The sequence below is a fragment of the Enterobacter bugandensis genome (genome assembly GCF_900324475.1).
GTDB classification, from domain to species: Bacteria; Pseudomonadota; Gammaproteobacteria; order Enterobacterales; family Enterobacteriaceae; genus Enterobacter; species Enterobacter bugandensis.
In genome coordinates this window covers 4,413,279-4,431,481 of the sequence record NZ_LT992502.1, presented here as the reverse complement: position 1 = coordinate 4,431,481, position 18,203 = coordinate 4,413,279, and the positions used below count along the sequence as shown (strand labels likewise).

General features: G+C 56.2%; 17 protein-coding genes. 7 read left to right on the top strand and 10 right to left on the bottom strand.

Annotated features, from left to right (window positions below; all coding sequences use genetic code 11):
- Positions 1-86 precede the first annotated feature (86 nt).
- Together yhjD and DG357_RS21530 are read right to left on the bottom strand one after the other, a co-directional pair.
- Positions 87-1,112: an inner membrane protein YhjD gene (gene yhjD / locus DG357_RS21535; protein WP_041911856.1), complete on the bottom strand. Its 1,026-nt coding sequence runs from the start codon at positions 1,110-1,112 to the stop codon at positions 87-89.
- Between the two features lie 51 nt (positions 1,113-1,163).
- A complete protein-coding gene (locus DG357_RS21530; RefSeq protein WP_028014747.1) occupies positions 1,164-2,063 on the bottom strand; it encodes a LysR family transcriptional regulator in 900 nt (299 codons plus the stop codon).
- 119 nt (positions 2,064-2,182) lie between these two features.
- On the opposite strand from DG357_RS21530, the gene DG357_RS21525 reads away from it, so the two are divergent.
- Positions 2,183-2,941, top strand: coding sequence for an SDR family NAD(P)-dependent oxidoreductase (locus DG357_RS21525; RefSeq protein ID WP_088205124.1), 759 nt, complete (start codon positions 2,183-2,185; stop codon positions 2,939-2,941).
- Between the two features lie 173 nt (positions 2,942-3,114).
- Positions 3,115-3,717: a response regulator transcription factor gene (locus DG357_RS21520; protein WP_045259401.1), complete on the top strand. Its 603-nt coding sequence runs from the start codon at positions 3,115-3,117 to the stop codon at positions 3,715-3,717.
- On the opposite strand, the gene DG357_RS21515 is transcribed toward DG357_RS21520, so the two are convergent.
- A complete protein-coding gene (locus DG357_RS21515; RefSeq protein ID WP_028014744.1) occupies positions 3,696-4,034 on the bottom strand; it encodes a lysozyme in 339 nt (112 codons plus the stop codon). The two genes, DG357_RS21520 and DG357_RS21515, sit on opposite strands and share 22 nt — an antisense overlap.
- 71 nt (positions 4,035-4,105) lie before the next feature.
- A complete protein-coding gene (locus DG357_RS21510) occupies positions 4,106-4,645 on the bottom strand; it encodes a GNAT family N-acetyltransferase (RefSeq protein ID WP_028014743.1) in 540 nt (179 codons plus the stop codon).
- A gap of 147 nt (positions 4,646-4,792) precedes the next feature.
- On the opposite strand from DG357_RS21510, the gene DG357_RS21505 reads away from it, so the two are divergent.
- Positions 4,793-6,385 (top strand): STY4199 family HEPN domain-containing protein, encoded by a 1,593-nt coding sequence (locus tag DG357_RS21505; RefSeq protein ID WP_041911859.1) that lies wholly within the window; start codon positions 4,793-4,795, stop codon positions 6,383-6,385.
- Positions 6,386-6,433: 48 nt separating this feature from the next.
- Here the strand turns inward: DG357_RS21505 and DG357_RS21500 are convergent, their stop codons facing one another.
- The 3 genes from DG357_RS21500 to DG357_RS21490 all read right to left on the bottom strand — a co-directional run bounded on the left by DG357_RS21500 (position 6,434) and on the right by DG357_RS21490 (position 10,533).
- On the bottom strand, positions 6,434-8,083 hold the full coding sequence (locus tag DG357_RS21500; protein ID WP_028014741.1) for an alpha,alpha-trehalase: 1,650 nt from the start codon (positions 8,081-8,083) through the stop codon (positions 6,434-6,436).
- Positions 8,084-8,266: 183 nt separating this feature from the next.
- A complete protein-coding gene (gene gorA / locus DG357_RS21495; protein WP_088205123.1) occupies positions 8,267-9,619 on the bottom strand; it encodes a glutathione-disulfide reductase in 1,353 nt (450 codons plus the stop codon).
- Positions 9,620-9,690: 71 nt separating this feature from the next.
- A complete protein-coding gene (locus DG357_RS21490) occupies positions 9,691-10,533 on the bottom strand; it encodes a 23S rRNA (adenine(2030)-N(6))-methyltransferase RlmJ (RefSeq protein WP_028014739.1) in 843 nt (280 codons plus the stop codon).
- A 179-nt stretch (positions 10,534-10,712) separates the two neighbouring features.
- On the opposite strand from DG357_RS21490, the gene prlC reads away from it, so the two are divergent.
- Both prlC and rsmJ read left to right on the top strand, forming a co-directional pair.
- Positions 10,713-12,755: an oligopeptidase A gene (gene prlC, locus DG357_RS21485; protein WP_063155481.1), complete on the top strand. Its 2,043-nt coding sequence runs from the start codon at positions 10,713-10,715 to the stop codon at positions 12,753-12,755.
- 7 nt (positions 12,756-12,762) lie between these two features.
- Positions 12,763-13,515: a 16S rRNA (guanine(1516)-N(2))-methyltransferase RsmJ gene (gene rsmJ, locus DG357_RS21480; protein ID WP_088205122.1), complete on the top strand. Its 753-nt coding sequence runs from the start codon at positions 12,763-12,765 to the stop codon at positions 13,513-13,515.
- 60 nt (positions 13,516-13,575) lie between these two features.
- Here rsmJ and uspA read toward each other — a convergent pair whose 3' ends face one another.
- Positions 13,576-14,013: a universal stress protein UspA gene (gene uspA, locus DG357_RS21475; RefSeq protein WP_003861223.1), complete on the bottom strand. Its 438-nt coding sequence runs from the start codon at positions 14,011-14,013 to the stop codon at positions 13,576-13,578.
- A 283-nt stretch (positions 14,014-14,296) separates the two neighbouring features.
- On the opposite strand from uspA, the gene uspB reads away from it, so the two are divergent.
- Positions 14,297-14,632 (top strand): universal stress protein UspB, encoded by a 336-nt coding sequence (gene uspB, locus DG357_RS21470; RefSeq protein ID WP_003861224.1) that lies wholly within the window; start codon positions 14,297-14,299, stop codon positions 14,630-14,632.
- A 43-nt stretch (positions 14,633-14,675) separates the two neighbouring features.
- Here uspB and DG357_RS21465 read toward each other — a convergent pair whose 3' ends face one another.
- Both DG357_RS21465 and pitA read right to left on the bottom strand, forming a co-directional pair.
- Positions 14,676-15,083 (bottom strand): hypothetical protein, encoded by a 408-nt coding sequence (locus tag DG357_RS21465; RefSeq protein WP_088205121.1) that lies wholly within the window; start codon positions 15,081-15,083, stop codon positions 14,676-14,678.
- Positions 15,084-15,261: 178 nt separating this feature from the next.
- A complete protein-coding gene (pitA, locus tag DG357_RS21460) occupies positions 15,262-16,761 on the bottom strand; it encodes an inorganic phosphate transporter PitA (RefSeq protein ID WP_088205120.1) in 1,500 nt (499 codons plus the stop codon).
- 228 nt (positions 16,762-16,989) lie between these two features.
- Here pitA and DG357_RS21455 point away from each other — a divergent pair, with 228 nt between their 5' ends.
- Complete coding sequence (locus DG357_RS21455; protein ID WP_088205131.1) at positions 16,990-18,186, top strand: BaiN/RdsA family NAD(P)/FAD-dependent oxidoreductase; 1,197 nt, start codon at positions 16,990-16,992, stop codon at positions 18,184-18,186.
- Positions 18,187-18,203: the final 17 nt, after the last annotated feature.

The following is an 18,203-nucleotide window of genomic DNA, read 5'->3' as shown; positions in this document are numbered from 1 at the left end:
ACTGGTTTTCGGTTAAATAAAAGTTACGGACTGGATTTATATGCTGAAATGATGAGTCGGGCTGAAATATCAGCCCGAGAGCGGAATTAACGGTGTGTTTTTCCGGGCATTCGCGTGTCGCCTTTGTACTCGGCGGTGGCAATCCACGCCGCGCAGAACAGGGTTAAACGCGCGAAGAAGTAGAAGAACGCCATCAGCCCCAGCACCGAGCCAAATGCCGCGCCGGACGGGGATTTCACCAGCGACGGCAGGGTGTAGGTCATCACGATCTTAATCACTTCAAAGCCGATCGCCGCAATCAATGTGCCGCGGAGTAGCGCCTTCTTACGCGGACGATGCCGAGGCAAGCGCCAGAAAATCCAGAAGAACAGCAGGTAGTTGGCGAAGATGGAAATCGCCAGCCCGATGCCGCGCCAGGCGGGCTTCAGCCATTCGATGTAATCAAGATAGAGCGCAGAAATAATCATCTGCTGCGCGGAGCCCGCCACGGAGGTAATGGAGAGTGTGACGACGAGCGCGATAAGCAGGCCAATCAGCGAAATAAAGTCGCGGAAATATTTAACCCAAATTTTCTCCTGATCCTGCGGTTTACGCTCCCACACCTCGCGCGACTGGGCGCGAATAGCTTCGCGGAGGTTGCCCATCCAGTTAACGCCGGAGTAAAGGGCGATGAGCAAACCGACGATCCCGACGGTGGTGCGCTGCTGAACGGCGGTGTTAATCGTGCTTTTTAGCGTGGTGGCGAGGGTTGGGTCACTGACGTTATTCAGGATCTTATTGAAAATATCCTGCAGCAGCGTTGGATGCGACGCGAGTACAAAACCGGCCGCAGCAAACGACACCATCAGGATGGGGATCATCGACAGGAACGAAAAATAGGTGATCGCGGCACCGAACTGGTTCCCCATGCGGTCATTAAAGCGCTCGGTCGCACGTATAAGATGCGCAACCATGGGAAACTGCTGAATTCTCTCCGCCAGGCTGGTGACGGTGCCCAGCGCCTTGCTGGCGGTACCAGGGGCTTTAGCCTCTTCCGGCTCGGTTTCCATCTTCTTGATGGGTTCATAATCTAAATGTTGGGTGGGTCGTTGCGGGTTATTTTCCGGCGTCACGCGTCTTTTCCTTTTTCGTTTGGCTGGATGTTATTGAATTATAGCTTGCGACTAGTCCACGTAAGCTTTTGTGAGTTCGGTTAGCCACTCCATAAACAGGTGAACCCGGCGAGAGAGGTTGCGCCGGTGGGGGTAAATCAGGGAGACAGGCATCGGTTCCGCGCGATACTGCGGGAGGATCTCAATCAGTTTCTTTGCGCGCAGCAGGTCGCGCACCCCAACGCGCGGGGCCTGAATGATCCCCAGCCCGGCAAGGCAGGCGGCCTGGTAAGTTTCCGTGCTGTTGACGGTTAGCACCCCGCCCGTTTTTATCCACTGCGTCGTGCTGCCGTTATAAAATTCAAAGCCCTGAGGGCGGCTTCCCAGCATCGCGGCATAATGAATCACGGCGTGCGAGCCTAAATCGTCCAGCGTGTCAGGGTAGCCAAAACGCGCCAGATAATCCGGGCTGGCGCAGTTGATCACCGACAGCTTGCCCAGCGGACGGGCTATCAGCCCTGAGTCCTTCAGGGAACCCACGCGGACGACGCAATCAAACCCTTCGCGGACCACATCCACCAGACGATCGCTGCTGCTGAGCTCCAGTTCGATACCCGGATACTGCTGTAAAAACGCAGGCAGTTTGGGGATGACGACATTTCGAGCAACGCCAACGGGCATATCCACGCGCAGCCTTCCGCTGATGCTGGAGGGATCGTGCTGAAACATGCCGTCCAGCTCATCCAGGTTCGCCAGCAGATCTTTTGCCCGTTCGTAATAGACCATGCCGTCCTGCGTCAGGCTGACGCGGCGCGTGGTACGGTGCAGTAGCTGGGTGCCAAGCCGGTTTTCCAGTGCCTGAATTTGCCGGGAAACGCTGCCTTTCGGCAGCGTTAATGTCTCTGCTGCGCGGGAAAAACTCTCCAGTTCCGCGACGCGAACAAACAGCTGCATTGCGTGAATTTTATCCATAGATGAAGCTCATTGTTGTTTGTACTGAAACAGTGAAGCGTTATTACCCATCTTTATTGATCTTCTATCACCTAATAAGCTCTTTCTCAATCTCCATAACAGCCAAAACGAGGTTTATGATGACTGAACGTATCGCATTAGTGACGGGTGGTAGCCGCGGCTTAGGTAAAAACGCTGCGTTAAAGCTGGCTGCAGACGGCACGGGAATTATCCTGACCTACAATCGTAGCCAGCAGGAAGCGCTGGAAGTTGTGCGCGAAATTCAGGAAAAAGGCGTCAAGGCGGCGGCATTAAAGCTCAACGTCGGGGATATCGCCGGTTTCGAAAATTTTGCTCAACAGCTTCAGGAGATCCTGAAGAGCGTCTGGCAGCGCGAAACATTTGATTATTTATTGAACAATGCCGGGACGGGTTTATACGCACCCTATACCGAAACGACGGAAGCCCAGTTTGATGAGGCGCTGAACATTCACTTCAAAGGGCCTTTCTTCCTGACGCAGCGCCTGCTGCCTCTGCTTAACGACGGGGGGCGGATCCTCAATGTCTCCAGCGGACTGGCCCGCTTCACCCAGCCAGGCTCAGGAACCTACGCGGCCATGAAAGGGGCGATGGAAGTGCTCACCCGCTATCAGGCGAAGGAGCTTGGAGCGCGCGGTATCTCCGTCAATATTATCGCACCAGGCGCGATCGAAACCGACTTTGGCGGTGGGCGCGTGCGCGACAACGCGCAGCTTAACCAGATGCTGGCGTCGCAGACGGCGCTGGGGCGGGTAGGTTTGCCGGACGATATCGGGGATGCCATTGCGGCGCTGCTTAGCGATAAGCTTGGCTGGATGAACGCGCAACGTATTGAAGTGTCAGGCGGTATGTTCCTGTGATGTCTGATGTTAAGGGGAGGGAACCCCTTAAGGAAATCCTTAATATGGATGTGTCAAAATGCGGGTAAATATAAAAACCACAGGCGGATTTGTAACCTCTCCATTCATTGAGTTTTTTCTTAAATAGCGCCTATGTAGAATCCCCCTTCGCTATTCTCAGAGGGAGAAATACGATGCGAGTAATCATGTTTGACAGGCAGTCGATATTTATTCATGGAGCGATACACGGTTTGCAGAAATTAATTCCTGAAATAAATATAACGGGGGCTTGTCAGGCAGACGATTTATGGACGCAAATATCCGCGTCACCGTCTGCTATCGTCATGATTGACGGCAATTTAATTCAGGATGAGGGGAGTTCTTTCCTGGATGAAATCATGCATCGCTTCCCGTCGGTACGGGTGATGATGGTTCTGGCAAAAAAAGAGACCCGATGGGTTGAACAACTCATGCAGCGAAACGTGATGGCTATTATCCCCCGTAACGCTAACCCTGAGCGGTTTGCCGCCGTGCTGGATTCCGTATCCAGAGGGATGGTCTGCTTTCCCGCTGAGTGGGTCAGCCAGCAATCGTCAGCGCAGGCGTTACTTTCCTTAAGCGAGCGTCAGCGTGAGGTGCTGAAGCTGCTGGCGGCGGGCGAATCAAACAAAGAAATTGGTCGCAATCTCAACATCAGTGCGGCCACGGTAAAAGCGCATCTGGAAGCGCTTTTTCGCCGGCTGGAGGTAAAAAACCGAACCCAGGCAGCCATGTACTACACCCGGGCGACGGCCTGAAGCAGCGCTTTCGGGAGTGAAGACGTCACGCCGAAACTCAGTATCATCAGTACCAGCGCGTCATGCTGCTGCTGGGTTAATGGATGTATACACTTTTCCCGCAGCAGCGTTTCACACAGCTGAATATCTTCATGGAGTAAATATTCCGCCTGAAGAGGCGTGATAAGGCCGTGAAAATTTTCCCGTTCGCGGATCACATGCCCATAGCCGATAACCCATACACCCTTTTCATCACGATATTTCTCCAGTGAAAGCCCTTGATGTTTCTTTATTAATTCTATGGCGGCAGAAGATATATTTAGCGCATGACCGTTCATATTCGTTTCCTCTTAATGGCGATACTGTAGAGGAATCGCGGTACGAGCAATATCCGCCAAATGGCTGTTGATCAGGAATTATTGTTCAGGTATTCCTGCCGTAATAACCCAAATAACCAGTCATTTTGCCAGCGACCGGAAAGGTAATAGCTTTCACGTAGCTCGCCTTCCAGCTGGAAGCGAGCTTTTTCCAGCAGGCGCCTGGAGGCGACATTTCCCGCGGTGACGGTGGCGGTGAGCCGACGAATACCGCCCTGATGAAAGGCGTAATCGCAAAGCGCCTGCAGGGATTCGAAGCCGTAACCTTTGCCCTGCGCCTCGGGGGCAAAAAGAAAGCCCACTTCGGCGCAATCTTCTTCCCGATGAATATACCCGGTAACGCCCAGCGGGGCCTGTGAGAGGGCATCACGTACGACGAGGCACAGCCAGTGCGCGCTGCCAGGCGTCCAGGGCGTCAGGCGCGAATCAAACGCCTCCCGGATCGCTGCGACGGGGCGGTTCTCCGCCACAAAGCGCATGACTTCGGGGTGTTGCTGCAACGCCAGAAAAAAGGGCCAGTCTTGCTCCTGCAGGGGCGAGCAGTTCAGGCGTGAGGTCATTAAAACTGGCATTAAGATTCTCCTGAAGCATTTTAAATGATTTTAGGGTTGTCACTTTATTTCAACAGAAAGTCAGGTATGGTTAAGCGCGTATAAATAAAAAGAAAAACGGCCGTTAGTGCCCATTCCGGATGTCTTCGCTGTCGCTTAAGGAAAACAATGACTCTCAGCACATCACATCATATCCGCGAACAGTTTGAACACTGTCTGGCGGTCATTCGCCAGGCGTCGGTGGAAATCTTGCTTCTTCTGAATGTACATGTTTCTGAGGGGAAAGATCCACGCTGGTTTCTGGAACAGCTGGACAGCGCGCGTTTAGGCCTCGGGGGATGGGCTACGGTTGCGAAGAAGCTTAACCTGAATGATGCCGAGATGTCGGAATTTACGCTGCAGCTGCGCCTGCTGCAGCAGCGCGTCCCGCAGTACGAGAGCGGGCAGGATGTCAGTGAAAACCAGCTTATTGCGGCGATGCGGTTTGTGACTACGCTGGAACATCTTCGTCTGCAGCAGCCGCTTCTGACCTACAGCACCGAGCTGGCCCCGGGAAGCGAACTCCAGCAACAGCAGGCGCACAAGCAGGTACGCGCAATTGAGTTAATGATTAAAGGCCTCATTCAGCAGGCCTGGCCCGATCAGGTGCGGCTCAATAATCATCTTAAAACCTTATTTAACGCTGACCGCGTACGGCGCTGGCTGAAGCATGGCGAAATCAACGATGTCCTGAGCGGCATGATGTTCAGTGAACTGGCGCAAATGCTGGTGGATAAAAAAGAGTTCAGCCGCTATTACGCCTCGCTGTTTAACGACCCGTCCATGCTGACGCTCCTGGTGGAGCCGCGCAAAACGCTGCAAACCTTCCTCGATGACATCCGGCAAATCCGCAACAGCATTACGGTGCAGAAAACGTTAAGTTCGGCGCAAATTCAGCTGCTGGATAACTACTACATGCAGATCTCCCGTCCGGTTCAACGCGCGTTTGAAGAGGGGAGAACGCGCGTCAACCCGGCCGGATTCATGGCGGTGGATGCCAGCGAGCTGCACGCGTTCTGGGAAAAGGCGCAAAAAATGGATCGGGTTACCGGTGGGGATCTATTTGAAGTCCGCGACACGATTGAAAAGCCGACCCAGCGCGCCCCGCGCACGCCCGAACAGCGTGAGCAGCTTATCTCCGGTGCGCTATGGGGAGCGGTCGGCGTGATGGTGATTGCCATCGTGGTAGGCGGCTTCTGGCTGGTGACCAGCAGCAAACCGCAGCCTGCGGCCGAAAATACGGCGCAAGCGGCGGCTCCGCCGCAGGAGATGCGCGAAACCCCTTCCTCGCGCGAGACGCTGACGCGCATGGGAGTGACCTGGGACGAGAGTAATTTCCGTTCGGCGATTAACCGCAACGATACCCGCGTGGCGCTGCTCTTTTTGCAGGGTGGGATGGACTGGAAGCTGTCATGGACCGAAGAGGCGATGTCGGCAGGCTATGACGACGTTCTGGAGCTTATGCTGCGCTATCGGCAGAACATGGCAGAAGAGAAGCCGTGTCGTCGTTTCATCAATACGCTTAGCCACGCCATGTCAAACGGCGAGTCCCTGACGTCAATACGTAAAGAGTATCTGAAAGCCTTCTGTACCGTGCCGGCCGTGGTGAAGCGCCAGAAGCACGATCTTGAGATGGCAACGCGACGCGCGCAGTCACAGCCGGATGCCACCACGAAAAAATGGCAGTCTATTCAGACCGCCATTTATGAGGTGATTCGCTAACGTTTTCCCCCTCTCCCCGGAGGGGAGAGGGGCCAGATCGCACCCCTCTCAAGGCTCCCCATACAACCCAATCAACCGTCGCACCACGCCGTTCGTCCAGCCGAAGCCATCCTGTAGCGGATACTCCCCGCCGCCCCCTTCGCGCGGCGTACTGCTGGCGATGTGGTACTTCTCAATCAGCTTGTGGTGCGTCTTGTAGAAGTGGTTCACCGTATGCAGCCAGCTCCAGGCGATTTCATCCCCCAGCGAGTCGTTGCCGTACTGCTTGAACCCCTGGATCGCCATCCACTGCAGCGGCGCCCAGCCGTTGGGTTTATCCCACTGCTCGCCGGTTTCGTACTCGGTTGCCAGAATCCCACCCGGCGTCAGCAGACGCGCTTTTACCGCGTCAGATAAACGTTCTGCCTGCTCGTGCGTCGCCATTCCAACATACAGCGGCACAATGCTGGCGGCAGAAAACAGCGCCATCTGCTCGCGTCGCCAGTCGTAATCGCGGTAACAGCCACTCTCCTCGTCCCACAGATAGCGGTTCACCGCCGCGCGGCGATCGGTGGCCTTCTGGCGGAACAGCTCGGCCGTCTCTTTATCCCCTTTCGACGCCGAGATATTGGCAATCGCGCTCTCCAGCTTAAACAGGAAGGCGTTCAAATCGATGGGGATAAATTGCGTCGTGCGAATGCTGGCGAGCCGTGCCGGATCGCGCAGCCAGCGGGAGGAGTAATCCCAGCCAGACGCTGCACCCGCACGCAGATCGCGATAGACCTCATTCGGCGGACGGCCCGAGTGGCGGGCGGTTTCCACGTCCTCAATCCACGATTCGTCGCGCGGGGTGTCACGGTCGTCCCAGTAGCGGTTCAGCAATGAACCGTCCGGCATGCGCACCGCGCTGCGGTAGGCCTGATTAAGCAGCAGCGACTCCGCACCGTCCATCCAGAAGGCATGCTCCATTTTGAGGTGGTCGAGGTAGCGCTTCGCGCCGCGCACGCCGTCCTCTTCAAACAGCTCCACCATCAGGGCAAAGACCGGCGGCTGCGAGCGGCTGAGATAATAGGTGCGGTTGCCGTTAGGGATATGGCCGTAGCGTTCGATCAGCCACGCGAAGTTATCCGCCATGCACTTCAGCAGATCGTTACGGCCACTTTCCGCCAGCCCCAGCATGGAGAAGTACGAATCCCAGTAGTAGGTCTCGCTGAATCGCCCGCCGGGCACGATATAGGCCTGCGGCAGCGCCAGCAGGGACGACCAGGGAATATGGTCCTGCGGTTCGCGCGTCAGGACGGGCCACAGGCTATCAATGTGCTCTTTCAGCGACAGTCCGGGGTCGGAGACATATTCCGTGCTGTAGGTTTCAGGCAGCCAGAAGTGGTTCTCAACGAACTGGCGCAGGTCGAAATCCCGGTGCCGTCTGACCTTACGGTAGCGGATCAGAATATCCAGCGGATCCATCTTCGGCGCGCAGTCGGGGAAGGTTTTGCTGTCCGCAAACAGCCGCGTCGACTGTACGTGCTCGAACAGTTCAAGGTAGCGATCGGCGGGCGTCAGGGCATCGGAGGCGGGTAGCCCCTCGATCATTTCGGGTTCCGGCTCCGCCTCAATCATCTCATCCAGTTTTAACTCGCAGGGATCGGTCTCGTAGCGCAGCTCTTCTGCAATCTCGAATTCGATGTTCTCGGTAGCCTGTAGTTTCTGGTTGAACATGGTGATAGGGACCTCCGGTTGTGTGTTCTGAAGACAGGTTTCTCCGGGCGTCCTATAAGCGTAGACATTCGCTTCGGTAGATGTGGAGGGATATGTGCGGTAGATCACTCTTTTCGGAGCATTCGTTTTGCAACGATTTATGTATGTGAATAAAAAAAGCCCCTCAGGAGAGGGGCTTCTGCATTATCGCATGGTGACAAACTCTTCCGCCGCCGTCGGGTGGATAGCCACGGTGTTGTCGAAGTCTTTCTTGGTCGCACCCATCTTCAGCGCCACCGCAAAGCCCTGCAGGATCTCATCCATGCCGAAGCCGATGCCGTGGATACCGACAATCTTCTCTTCCGGGCCCACGCAGACCAGCTTCATGCGGCACGGCTGACGGTGAGAGGTGACGGCGGTATACATCGCGGTGAACGCGGATTTATACACTTTCACCTGGTCGTCGCCGTACTGCTCGCGCGCCTGCGGCTCGGTTAAGCCGACGGTGCCGATTGGCGGGTGGCTAAAGACCACGGTCGGGATGTTGCTGTAGTCCAGATGCTCGTCCGGCTTGTTATTGAACAGGCGCTCGGAGAGACGACGGCCCGCCGCAACGGCCACCGGCGTCAGTTCAACCGCACCGGTGTTATCACCGACGGCGTAAATGCCCGGTATGCTGGTGTTCTGGAACTTATCGACGACGATGTAGCCTTTTTCGTCGGTTTTCACGCCGGTCACCGCCAGGTTAAAGCTGTCGTTCGCCGGTTCACGGCCAATCGCCCAGATCAGGCAATCAACGGTCTGGCTGCGGCCATCTTCCAGCTCAAGGGTCAGGCTGCCGTCCGCGTTTTTAACGACCGCTTTAGGCACGGCGTTGGTGTGCAGGGTTGGGCCTTCGGTGTTCATCACTTCAACCAGCGTATCGACGATCAGCGGGTCAAAGCTGCGCAGCGGTGCGTGTTTACGCACGAACAGGTGCGCTTCTGCACCCAGGCCGTTAATCACGCCAGCCAGCTCTACCGCGATATAGCCCGCGCCCACCACGGCAACGCGCTCAGGCAAGGCAGGCAGCTCGAAGAAGCCGTCGGAGTCGATACCGTATTCCGCGCCCGGAATATTCGGGTGGCTCGGACGGCCGCCGGTGGCGATCAGGATATGATCGGCGGTGATCGTCTCGCCATTCACTTCGATCGTTTTCGCGTCCACAAAGCGGGCGAAGCCGTGAATCACGTCGACGTTATTTTTGCCCAGCACGTTGTCGTACGAGGTATGAATGCGGTCGATGTAGGCGGTACGGCTGGCGATCAGCTTGTCCCAGTCGAAATTGTTGATGGTGGTGTCAAAGCCGTAGTCCGGACCGTACATATGGATCGCTTCACGGATTTGCGCCGCGTGCCACATCACCTTTTTCGGTACACAACCCACGTTCACGCAGGTGCCGCCCAGCGCTTTGGCTTCAATCAGCGCACATTTCTGGCCGTACATGGCCGCGCGGTTGATGGAGGCGATGCCGCCGCTGCCGCCGCCGATTGCGATGTAGTCATAATGCTTAGTCATAGCTTTTGTCCTTAATCGTGAATTGCCGCGATTGTATACCTGAAATCAATAGTTTCCACCGATGGCTGCAATTACTCCGGCACGATCCAACTGACGGTGGCGTGGCCCGTTCCGGCTGGCACCAGCGTTTTGTGTAGCCACGGCAGCACGTTGTTCATCTGCGCTTCCAGCTTCCACGGCGGGTTAATGACGATCATGCCGGAAGCGGTCATGCCGCGTTGGTCGCTGTCCGGGCGTACCGCCAGCTCAATCTGCAGGATTTTACGAATGCCGGTCGCCTCAAGGTCTTTGATCATGCGCTTGATCTGCGCGCGCAGCACCACCGGGTACCACAGGGCATAGGTTCCGGTCGCAAAACGTTTGTAGCCTTCGTGAATGCCGGTCACCACCGCCTGATAGTCGGTTTTGATTTCGTACGGTGGGTCGATCAGCACCAGGCCGCGACGGGAAACCGGCGGCAGCTTGGCTTTCAGTTGCTGGTAGCCGTCGGCTTTGTCGACGCGGGCGCGGCTGTCTTTCTGAAATTCCGAACGCAGCAGCGGGAAGTCGCTCGGGTGCAGTTCGGTCAGCTGGAGGCTGTCCTGCTCGCGCAGCAGCTGGCGGGCAATCAGCGGTGAGCCAGGGTAGTAGCGCAGCTGGCCGTTGCGGTTGAAGTGATTCACCACGCCAATGTAAGGCTCCAGCTCGGCGGGCAGGTCGTCCTGCTGCCAGATGCGGGCGATGCCCTCAAGGTATTCGCCGGTACGCTCGGCATGCTCGCCGCTCAGCTGATAACGGCCCGCGCCCGCATGGGTGTCCAGATAGAGAAACGGCTTCTCTTTCTCTTTAAGCGATTCAATGATCAGGCTCTGAACGGTGTGTTTGAGGACGTCGGCATGGTTGCCAGCGTGGAAGCTGTGGCGATAACTGAGCATGGGTAATGGTATTCCGCTGAATTGACGATTTGCCACAGTTTACAGCAGAACGGCACAGATTACCCGCAGGCCCGGTAAGCGCAGCTATTGAAATCCTCTACACTTAACCCCATTACTGAAAACAATATGCACAGCGCCGGATGCGCGCTTCATTCACCTATTTCAACAGGACAGCGTTTATGACCAATCCATTACTGACGCCTTTTTCGTTGCCACCGTTTTCTAAAATCCTCCCTGAGCATGTGGTTCCAGCCGTTACCCAGTCGCTGGACAACTGCCGCGCGGCGGTAGAAAGTGTGGTTGCGCAGGGCGCGCCGTACACCTGGGAGAATCTGTGTCAGCCGCTGGCCGAAGTGGACGACGTGCTGGGGCGTATCTTCTCCCCGGTGAGCCATCTGAACTCGGTGAAAAACAGCCCGGAACTGCGTGAAGCCTACGAACAAACCCTGCCGCTGCTCTCTGAGTACAGCACCTGGGTCGGCCAGCACGAAGGGCTCTACAAAGCCTACCGCGACCTGCGCGACGGTGACCATTATGCCGCACTGAACACGGCGCAGAAAAAATCGGTTGATAACGCCCTGCGTGATTTCGAACTGTCCGGTATCGGTCTGCCAAAAGAGAAGCAGGTTCGCTACGGTGAAATCGCTGCGCGCCTGTCCGAACTGGGTAACCAGTACAGCAATAACGTCCTTGACGCCACCATGGGCTGGACGAAGCTGATTACCAACGAAGCAGAGCTGGCGGGTATGCCGGAAAGCGCACTGGCGGCGGCGAAAGCCCAGGCCGAAGCGAAAGAGCAGGAAGGCTTCCTGTTAACGCTGGATATCCCGAGCTATCTGCCGGTGATGACCTACTGCGACAACCAGGCCCTGCGTGAAGAGATGTACCGCGCCTACAGCACCCGCGCCTCCGATCAGGGGCCGAATGCCGGTAAGTGGGACAACAGCCCGGTCATGGCGGAAATCCTCGCCCTGCGTCACGAGCTGGCTCAGCTGCTGGGCTTCGACAGCTACGCGGATAAATCCCTCGCCACCAAAATGGCCGAGAACCCGCAGCAGGTGCTCGATTTCCTGACCGATCTGGCCAAACGTGCTCGTCCTCAGGGTGAGAAAGAGCTGGCCCAGCTGCGCGCCTTCGCGAAAGCGGAGTTTGGCGTGGACGAGCTGCAGCCGTGGGATATTGCTTACTACAGCGAAAAACAGAAGCAGCACCTCTACAGCATCAGCGACGAGCAGCTGCGCCCGTACTTCCCGGAAAACAAAGCCGTCAACGGCCTGTTTGAAGTGGTGAAACGCATTTACGGCATTACCGCTAAAGAGCGTACTGATATTGACGTCTGGCATCCGGACGTACGCTTCTTCGAGCTGTATGACGAGAAAAACGAACTGCGCGGCAGCTTCTACCTCGATCTCTACGCGCGTGAAAACAAACGCGGCGGGGCGTGGATGGACGACTGCGTGGGCCAGATGCGTAAAGCGGACGGTTCCCTGCAAAAACCGGTCGCCTATCTGACCTGTAACTTCAACCGTCCGGTAAGCGGCAAACCGGCGCTGTTTACCCACGATGAAGTGATCACCCTGTTCCACGAGTTCGGTCACGGCCTGCACCACATGCTGACCCGCATCGAAACCGCCGGCGTCGCCGGTATCAGCGGGGTGCCATGGGATGCGGTCGAGCTGCCAAGCCAGTTTATGGAAAACTGGTGCTGGGAGCCGGACGCGCTGGCGTTTATCTCCGGCCACTATGAGACCGGCGAACCGCTGCCCAAAGAGTTGCTGGATAAAATGCTGGCGGCGAAAAACTACCAGGCGGCGATGTTCATTCTGCGTCAACTGGAGTTCGGCCTGTTCGATTTCCGCCTGCACGCCGAGTTCAGCCCGGAGCAGGGGGCGAAAATCCTCGAAACGCTGGCCGAGATTAAAAAACAGGTTGCCGTTATTCCAGGGCCAACCTGGGGCCGCTTCCCGCACGCGTTCAGCCACATTTTCGCGGGCGGCTACGCGGCGGGCTATTACAGCTACCTGTGGGCCGACGTGCTGGCGGCGGATGCCTTCTCTCGCTTCGAGGAAGAGGGGATCTTCAACCGCGAAACCGGCCAGTCGTTCCTTGACAACATCCTGACCCGCGGCGGTTCTGAAGAGCCAATGGTGCTGTTCAAACGCTTCCGTGGCCGCGAGCCGCAGCTGGATGCGATGCTTGAGCATTACGGGATCAAAGGCTGATTGTTACGTGAAGATCTGCTTAGTGGATGAAACGGGCGCCGGAGACGGCGCCTTATCTGTTCTGGCGGCCCGCTGGGGGCTGGAGCACGATGAAGAGAACCTGATGGCGCTGGTAATGACGACAGCACATCTCGAATTACGCAAGCGCGATGAACCGAAGCTCGGCGGGATTTTTGTCGACTTCGTTGGCGGCGCGATGGCGCACCGGCGTAAGTTCGGCGGCGGTCGCGGCGAAGCGGTGGCCAAAGCGGTCGGCATTAAGGGGAGCTATCTCCCGGACGTGGTGGACGCCACGGCGGGGCTGGGACGCGATGCGTTTGTGCTGGCGTCGGTGGGCTGCCGGGTGCGGATGCTGGAGCGTAATCCGGTTGTCGCCGCGCTGCTCGACGACGGGCTGACGCGAGGCTATGCGGACCCGGAAATCGGCCCGTGGCTGCAGGAGCGTTTGCAGCTTATCCACGCGTCAAGCCTGACGGCGCTGACGGACATCACCCCGCGTCCGCAGGTGGTCTACCTCGACCCGATGTTCCCGCATAAGCAGAAAAGCGCGCTGGTTAAGAAAGAGATGCGGGTATTTCAGTCGCTGGTGGGGCCGGATTTAGACGCAGACGGCCTGCTGGAGCCGGCTCGTCAGCTCGCGACGAAGCGGGTGGTGGTGAAGCGCCCGGATTACGCGCCGCCGCTGGCGGACGTTGCTACGACCAACGCGGTGACCACGAAAGGGCATCGGTTTGATATTTATTCGGGGACGCCGGAATAAAAAAAGCCGGGTGGCGGCTTCGCCTTACCCGGCCTACTTTCAGTGCCGCTTTTTTTGCACTTACTCGTCTTCTTCGTCGCGCAGCGGAACAATCAGCATGTCCACGTGAACGGTGTTAATCAGCTGGCGTGCTGAAGACATCAGCTTGCTCCAGAAGTCCTGATGGTGACCGCATACCACCAGGTCCATATCGTATTTCTTAATCGCATCAACCAGCACCTGACCCAGGTCGCCGCTGCCGCTCAGGGTTTCGGTGATCGGATAGCCCGCGTTGGTGGAGAGCTCGCTCAGCGCGTGATGCGTTTCTTCAGAGATGCGTTTCTGCATATCGCCCAGATTGACGTCGATCAGACCGGTGTAGAGGTCGGAGTAATTCACATCAACGTGAATCAGGGAGACTTTCGCGTTGTAGGGACGTGCCATAGATACCGCTTTATCAACCAGCACTTTGCTCTCCGGGGAGAGATCTACCGCGATAAGAATGTGTTTGTAAGCCATAGTGTTACTCCTTCCTTAAGTTATCGATGACTAAATGGGAAAGCCGTCGTCTGATGCTTTCATTACGGCCCAGTTAAACATATTTTTCAAGCTTTGGTGTTGATAACGATTAACCTTGTGGCAAAAAAATTAACGGATCTCCTACACTATTTAATGAGCCGTTCGGATATTAAAACGCGAACCGGATCGACTTTTAGTCATTCTTTCACTGAACTGTCTGTCAGGGCATTGGGGTGCGGTAGCTCAGGAGCCTTGCTTCGTGGGCGGACGCCGGGGAGGATGTATGATTAGCACCGTCGCATTGTTTTGGGCGTTATGCGTAGTTTGCATAGTGAATATGGCGCGCTACTTCTCATCGTTACGTGCGCTGTTAGTGGTACTTCGTGGTTGCGATCCGTTGCTGTATCAGTATGTGGACGGTGGAGGGTTCTTCACCTCGCATGGACAGCCCAGCAAGCAGATGCGTCTGGTGGGGTATATCTACTACCAGCGCTACCGCGATCATCACGATGAAGAGTTTATCCGTCGCTGCGAGCGTCTGCGTCGTCAGTTCATTTTAACTAGCGCCCTGTGTGGGCTGGTCGTGGTCAGTATGATTGCGTTGATGATTTGGCACTGAGTACCACAGCAGGCGGGGATAACCCCGCCTGCTTTCCTCTGGTTCAGGGCTTCACTGAGAACCGCAGATTGGAGATATTGGTCTCAATCGAAATAACCTTCCCGCTATAGGCGATATTAACGTGTCCGTTTGTATCAATGCTGGCCGCAGTGATTGTACCCGTACCTTCAATGACAGGATGCTTCATTGCCAACTGATGGATAATGTCGGTGTCTTTTCCTGTTATCTTTTCCGAGAGATAGTAACGGTAGATTGTGGGTACGGTGACGCCACCCTGATTGTTCACGGTTATATAGAGCCAGACGCTGTCAGATAATTTATAAACGCGTTGAAGTTTATCGCCCTCTTGCTGGTTGGGCTGGTGGTTGAGCCACACAAATCCAATGACCAGAGCCAGAAGCGAAACAGTAACAAGGCGATGAATCCATTTAGTAGCCGTTTTGAATGGCATAGTCTTTTCCGTCATGGGGGGAACTGAGAACATTCGCGGGGATAATAGTTATTTGTGCAGAAAAAATCTGAACAGATAATGTTCAGATTTTCCTATTCACAGCAATGGATTAAGTAACACAACGGCCATAAAAAAAGCGGGTCAGTTTCCTGACCCGCTTTTTGTCGCCTTCAGCCAATCAAATCAGCTTCAGCGAAATCCAGTACAACCCGCCTGACAGCAGGATAGAAGCCGGAAGGGTAAACACCCAGGCCATCAGAATGTTGGTCACGGTTTTGCGCTGCAGACCGCCGCCGTCAACAATCATGGTACCTGCCACGGACGAGGAGAGTACGTGGGTGGTGGATACCGGCATACCGGTGTAGCTCGCCAGACCGATAGACACTGCCGCCGTCATCTGCGCGGACATACCCTGCGCATAGGTCATGCCTTTCTTACCGATCTTCTCGCCGATGGTGGTCGCCACACGACGCCAGCCAATCATCGTACCGATACCCAGCGCCAGCGCGACGGCCATGATGATCCAGATTGGCGCGTACTCAATGGTATTGAGCATATCGCTTTTCAGTTTCTTCAGCAGACGTTTGTCGTCACCATTCACCTCTGGCAGCTTCGCGACTTTATCGGTCACGTCGGAGATACAGAGCATGATACGACGCAGCTGACCACGCTGTTCAACGGCCAGTTTATCGTAGCTTTCGATGTTGCCCAGCATACTTTTGGCACGTTCCAGCGCGTTAATCGCGTTAGCCGGATGGCAGTGGAATTCGCCAGGCGCGGTGGTGGCACCGGCTTCCGGAGAAGGGATCAGCTGGTCAACGCCGGTCGCTTTTTTCAGCAGCTCAGGGTGCTGCTGGAAATAGGTTTCAACGTTGTTGACCGCATCACGGGTACGGGTGATTTCGTAACCCGAGGCGTTCATATTCACCACGAAGCCCGCCGGTGCGACACCGATCAGAACCAGCATCACCAGACCAATGCCTTTCTGCCCGTCGTTGGCGCCATGAGAGAAGGCCACGCCGATAGCAGAAATGATCAGGGCGATACGCGTCCAGAATGGCGGCTTTTTCTTGCCGTCTTTCTTCTCACGCTCTGCTGGCGTCAGGTGGATACGCGCACGTTTCTTCGTGTTGCTCCAGTAGCGACGCAGGATGAAAATCAATCCACCCGCAACCACCAGACCCACGATAGGGGAGACGATGAGAGAAGCGAAAATGCCCAGTACTTTAGGCAGATTCAGCGCATCAACAACCGATGTCCCGGTCATCAGGGCGTTGGTTAACCCGATACCGATAATCGCGCCGATGAGGGTGTGAGAGCTGGATGCAGGCAGGCCAAAATACCAGGTACCGAGGTTCCAGATAATGGCAGCAAGCAGCATTGAGAACACCATGGCGAGGCCATGACCGGAACTCACGTTAAGCAGCAGATCCGTTGGCAGCATATGCACGATCGCATACGCAACGCTCAGTCCGCCCAGGAGGACACCAAAAAAGTTAAATACCGCCGCCATAACAACCGCAAGCTGCGATCGCATTGCGCGAGTGTAGATAACCGTTGCTACTGCGTTTGCAGTGTCGTGGAAGCCGTTGATCGCTTCGTAAAACAGTACAAAAACCAGAGCAAGCAATAGTAAAAGCCCGGTATGTAAATCCAGGCCGGCAAACAAATGTAGCATAGGACGTTACGCCATTTTGAGGACATGAACGCGGCGCATTATCCAGGACAAATGCGCAACGGGCAAAGTGAAATATAGACTTTTTTTGACATACCACCTGATTTGGGAAAAGTGCCTGAAAGGATAATCGTTAAATTTCAATGGAATGGCTTTGTAATATCTTTTTACGCTGGTGTGACCACAGAGGAAACTTTACAATCCGCGGCAGTTAACGAAGAGGGTTTTGACGTGGAAAGGTTTGATGCCGTGGTTATTGGCGCCGGTGCGGCGGGTATGTTTTGTGCGGCGATGGCCGGACAGGCGGGTCGTCGCGTGCTGTTACTGGACAACGGGAAAAAGCCAGGCCGCAAGATCCTGATGTCAGGCGGCGGGCGCTGCAACTTCACCAATCTTTATGTCGAACCCGCGGCCTATTTGAGCCAGAACCGTCATTTTTGTAAATCTGCGCTGGCGCGTTACACCCAGTGGGACTTTATCGACCTGGTGGGTAAGCATGGCATCGCGTGGCATGAAAAAACTCTGGGGCAGCTGTTCTGCGACGACTCCGCGCAGCAGATTGTTGATATGCTGGTGGCCGAGTGCGAGAAGGGCGGCGTGGTCATGCGCCTGCGCACCGAGGTGTTGGAGGTGGCCCGCGACGAGCAGGGGTACACGCTGCAGCTGAACGGTGACACCGTCAGCGCCGATAACCTGGTGATCGCCAGCGGCGGCCTCTCGATGCCCGGGCTGGGCGCGTCACCGTTCGGCTACAAGATTGCCGAGCAGTTTGGCCTGAAGGTGCTGCCAACCCGCGCCGGGCTGGTGCCGTTCACGCTGCATAAGCCGCTGCTGGAACAGCTTCAGACGCTGTCCGGCGTCTCTGTTCCCTCCGTCATTACCGCCGAAGACGGGACGGTATTCCGCGAAAACCTGCTCTTTACCCACCGCGGTCTCTCCGGCCCGGCGGTCCTGCAAATTTCCAGCTACTGGCAGCCGGGGGAATTTGTCTCGGTGAATCTGGTACCGGACAGCGATCTGAACGCGTTCCTCAACGAACAGCGTACCGCACACCCGAATCAGAGCCTGAAAAATACCCTGGCGATGCAGCTGCCGAAGCGTCTGGTGGAGTGTTTGCAGGGGCTGGGGCAGATCCCGGATGTGTCGCTCAAGCAGCTTAACAGCCGCGAGCAGGATACGCTGGTGGATACGCTGACGAACTGGCGCGTACAGCCAAACGGTACCGAGGGGTATCGCACGGCGGAAGTGACGCTGGGCGGCGTTGATACGAATGAGCTTTCTTCACGCACGATGGAAGCGCGTAACGTACCGGGGCTCTACTTTATTGGCGAAGTAATGGACGTGACCGGCTGGCTCGGCGGATATAATTTCCAGTGGGCGTGGTCGAGCGCCTGGGCGTGCGCGCAGGCGCTGCAAAATGCGCAATAAATTGCCGGGGAGTCTCC